Annotated in this window: 4 protein-coding genes and 1 pseudogene; 4 read left to right on the forward strand and 1 reads right to left on the reverse strand. The window is 69.3% G+C overall.

Annotated features, from left to right (window positions below; all coding sequences use genetic code 11):
- The 4 genes and pseudogenes from ABD932_RS43380 to ABD932_RS43395 form a co-directional block, all read left to right on the forward strand.
- Positions 1 to 296: pseudogene (locus ABD932_RS43380) on the forward strand (transcriptional regulator); the annotation flags it as partial.
- Between the two features lie 398 nt (positions 297 to 694).
- Positions 695 to 1,192 (forward strand): DUF6415 family natural product biosynthesis protein, encoded by a 498-nt coding sequence (locus tag ABD932_RS43385; protein WP_345022044.1) that lies wholly within the window; start codon positions 695 to 697, stop codon positions 1,190 to 1,192.
- Between the two features lie 186 nt (positions 1,193 to 1,378).
- On the forward strand, positions 1,379 to 1,999 hold the full coding sequence (locus tag ABD932_RS43390; RefSeq protein WP_345022046.1) for a hypothetical protein: 621 nt from the start codon (positions 1,379 to 1,381) through the stop codon (positions 1,997 to 1,999).
- 320 nt (positions 2,000 to 2,319) lie between these two features.
- A complete protein-coding gene (locus ABD932_RS43395; RefSeq protein ID WP_345022047.1) occupies positions 2,320 to 2,739 on the forward strand; it encodes an MmcQ/YjbR family DNA-binding protein in 420 nt (139 codons plus the stop codon).
- 148 nt (positions 2,740 to 2,887) lie between these two features.
- Here ABD932_RS43395 and ABD932_RS43400 read toward each other — a convergent pair whose 3' ends face one another.
- Positions 2,888 to 3,133: a hypothetical protein gene (locus ABD932_RS43400; protein WP_345022048.1), complete on the reverse strand. Its 246-nt coding sequence runs from the start codon at positions 3,131 to 3,133 to the stop codon at positions 2,888 to 2,890.
- Between the last annotated feature and the right edge of the window lie 453 nt (positions 3,134 to 3,586).

Below are 3,586 nucleotides of genomic sequence, written 5' to 3' on the forward strand. Positions count from 1 at the left end.
CCGCAGCCGTGGAAATGCGCCGGTACGACGACGCGCTCAAGCAGGCCCGCAAGATGAAACTGCCCGCGCAGCTGGCCACCTCCCGCCGTGCGCACTTCCTGATCGACCAGGCACGCTGCGAGATGGAAACCGGGCACGCTGAGCGGGCTTTGACTTCCCTGGTCGAGGCCCGCCGTCTGGCTCCGGAGCAGACCCGCTACCACCCCGCGGCCCGCGAGACGATCACCGGACTCGTGCACTTGTCCCGCCGGACCTCTGACACCCTCCATCACATGGCGTCCTGGGTCGGTCTCTGACGCCGCGCACGCAGGACTCACAAAACCGTGAGCGTTGTGCTCCTGACTGAGCGTCACGCTGGTGACGCACACCGTTGAAGGCGGACGCAGGCACGGTGCTGACGGCTTGAGATGTTCGTGCTTGGCCTCGCCTGACGGCGTGTCCCGGCAGTCACACGACTTCCGGGCCAGCCCACTGCTGCGAAGGAGCGCCGACAGATGAACGGCACCGCTCAGACGACCGCCTGGCAGCGCGCGCAGAGCAGCACCGGCATCGCTCTTGTCACGCGCACCGGGCCGGTTCGCCCACCGAGCACGAGCCCACCAAGACCACGCCAGGAGAGGCCCGAGCCCAGTGCGCCGCCCTACCACCCGGCGTCACGAACCTGCCGCGTCCGCCAACCGGCAGGTGTCGCACGATGATCAGCACCAAGGAGACCACAGCCGGCACCGCGCCCGTGGACATCGACACGATGCGCCACAGCATCAGCCAGCTTCTCGGCCCCGATGCGCCGCCGCCCGCAGGCGACAAGCTGGCCGTACTGGACAGCCTACCGCGCGGGCACATGCAGCTGATCATCCCCGAGATCGAACAGGCCGCACTCGCCCGGGATCAGGACGACGTGCCCCGCTACTGCGCCCTCGCCTGCGTCGGCGAAGCCCGCGGAAAACTCCGCGCAACCGCCCCGCAGGGCGAGCACGGCGCCCTCACCCACGCGCGCAAGCTCGCCCGCACCCTCGCAGCGTTGTGCGACCACTACGAAGCCCTGACCGACGTCGTGATGTGCCTGGCCTGCGACCAGCCCCTGCGCGAAGACGAAGAAGCGCTGCCCTACGACCACGTCAGCCCCAGCGGCTCAGCCACCCGGGCGGGCAGCATCCACGCCCGATGCGCCCACGCCGTCCGCCGCCACTAACCCCCGCCCTGCACAGGCCGCGCCCCCACCATCACCGCCCCGAACACTTAAGCCCTGGGCAAACCGAGCCTCGGGGCGAGCCTCCATCAAGGGCCAGGCACGTTCTGTGCCCTTCTCCCCCGCCACCACGTCACACGAGCCGCCGCGGGCCGCCACCGCCCGGCGCCCGCCCCACCGGAGACCGCGATGAACACCCACGCCGATCCCCCGCCCATCGGACCGCCCAGCCTGCCACTGCGCAGCGAGCGGGCACCGGACGCTCCCGAGGTCATCCGGCAGTGGCTCGCCACCGCCCACGACGTGCCGACACAAGCACGCGCAGAATGGACCGACCAGGGTGTCGCCCTGCTGCCGCTGGGGCGTCGCTTCGCCGCCATCCGCATCCCCGGCGCTCTCATCCACGCCGCCGCCGACAGCGACACCCCCGACCTCGTCGCAGACACGGTGCGCGAGGCGCTCGACGGCCCGGTCATCCACGACCACCTCACCACCGGACCCACCTACTACGCCCTCGTCGCCCACGGACGCGGCCTGCGCTGGCTGGGCGCCAACGACACCCCCCTCCTCACCACCGGCACCTACCTCGGCGTCCCCGCCCTCGACCGCACCACACCACCCGGAACCCACTGGGTCACCCCACCCCGCCACCGCAACGACCTCTGCCCACACGGCCGTGTCTTCGACCTCATCCTCGCCGGCCGCCGCGCGCTCCGCGCAACCGCGCCTGAGACCCCAAATCCTGAGCCGCTCAAAGCAGCTGACCACACATCAGGCACGAGCAATCGGCAGCGCTCAGCCTCCTGTTGATCCCCGCCCCTGGCCGAACACAGCCCACGAGGCAACCCCTGACCGGCCCCGGCTGCCCGCTCTTCCCCCGAGACGGACAGCCGGGGCCACCCCTTGGAAGCTGCGTCGGAACCGGTGATCTGTGACGTTCTGCAACTGGTGGACCGGTGACCGTGGGTAGAACTCCTGCCATAAGTCGATCACAACGGGCACTGACACCACGCACTGGTTCCGCGAAGCGCCTCAACAGCCGTCCAGGCACGGGGCTCCACGCTGCCCTATGTTCTGGTGAATCACCCGCGCGGCCCTGTCAATTCGCCGGCGGTCGCTAGTGTCGACCTATGTCGAGTCCTGGAGACGTGCCGCCGGAGATCCTGAACCGGCTGCGGCCGATCTGCCGGCAGCTGCCCGAGTCGTACGAGGAACCAGCCTGGATCGGTGTGCGCTGGCGGATCCGTACGCGGACATTCGCCCATGTCTACACGCCGGACGTGGAACGCTCCCCGCTCTACGCCCCGTATGCAGCCGCAGATCAGGAACTGGTCGTGATGACGTTTCGGGTGCCCGTCGACGACCTGCTCGGCCTGACCGCCGGCGGGTTCCCGTTCCTGCGTGCCGGCTGGGGGCACAACGTCGTCGCCGCCGTGCTCGGTGACCACACCGACTGGACCGAGCTCACCGAACTGATCACCGACAGCTACCGCGAGATGGCCCCGAAGTTCCTCACCGCCCGGGTCGCCCTCCCGCCTGCGATCAGCTGACTGGCGGTGGGCGCGCGTTGCCGGGCGTGCGGCACCACCGACATCGCACCAGGCACTGCGTGGGGCCCCGGGATCGCTGCAACGCCCCAACACATGGCCGAACCCCATCCAATACAGAACGTCACAGATCACCGGTTCTGACACAGCCTCATACAACCCGCCGTACGCCCAGCCGCACGTACACCGACCAGGCACCGGGCCGGACGCCACCGAGCACGCCGTGCAGTACGTGCGATCGTCCGAGCAGCCGCTCGACGAGGACGCCGGCCAGACGTCCGCTCCCGCACCAACCGATCCGGATCCCACGAAACTCCCGGCCCAGCCGGAAGCCCGCCTTCGCCCGCCACGCCGACGACACCCTCGCGCCACCGCCCGCCCGCTGACGTGTCGTCACGCAGCAGGGCACTCGCGGAGCGAGGCGCCCAGCATCGTTTCCATCAACGCCCGGCAGCGGTCCAGATCTGGCCCAGCCGGGGACGACGAGGAACTGGACGACACTCATGGCGATCATCGGCTGACTGGTGATCAAGGCCAGAACCACATCACGCTCTTTGCGCGACATGGATCCCCTCCCCAGCGTTGAAGAGCGTTGCAACCAGCAGCCGTTGTTCCGTGTCACAGGCCACGCCCCATTAGACATGTGGCGGCGAAAGCCTGGGAGTTGAGGATGACGTGGAAACAGCCGATGGCTTTGACCTGCAGGTCTCTTAAAGTGCGACCTCGGATGAGGCAACCACGGCCGAGAACCCCTATCGCCGGCAGCTCTGGAAGGTGGCGCCCCTCCAGGAATGGATGGCCACCCGACCCGGCCGCGGGAGACGAGCCGGAGCCAAGCAGGCACCGCCCC

The organism is Streptomyces shaanxiensis (genome assembly GCF_039537145.1).
Taxonomy (GTDB): Bacteria; Actinomycetota; Actinomycetes; order Streptomycetales; family Streptomycetaceae; genus Streptomyces; species Streptomyces shaanxiensis.

Bases quoted from the DNA above. Each gene is read 5' to 3' on its own strand.
- ABD932_RS43385 (WP_345022044.1), top strand. From the start codon at position 695: ATGATCAGCACCAAGGAGACCACAGCCGGCACCGCGCCCGTGGACATC.
- ABD932_RS43390 (WP_345022046.1), top strand. From the start codon at position 1,379: ATGAACACCCACGCCGATCCCCCGCCCATCGGACCGCCCAGCCTGCCA.
- ABD932_RS43395 (WP_345022047.1), top strand. From the start codon at position 2,320: ATGTCGAGTCCTGGAGACGTGCCGCCGGAGATCCTGAACCGGCTGCGG.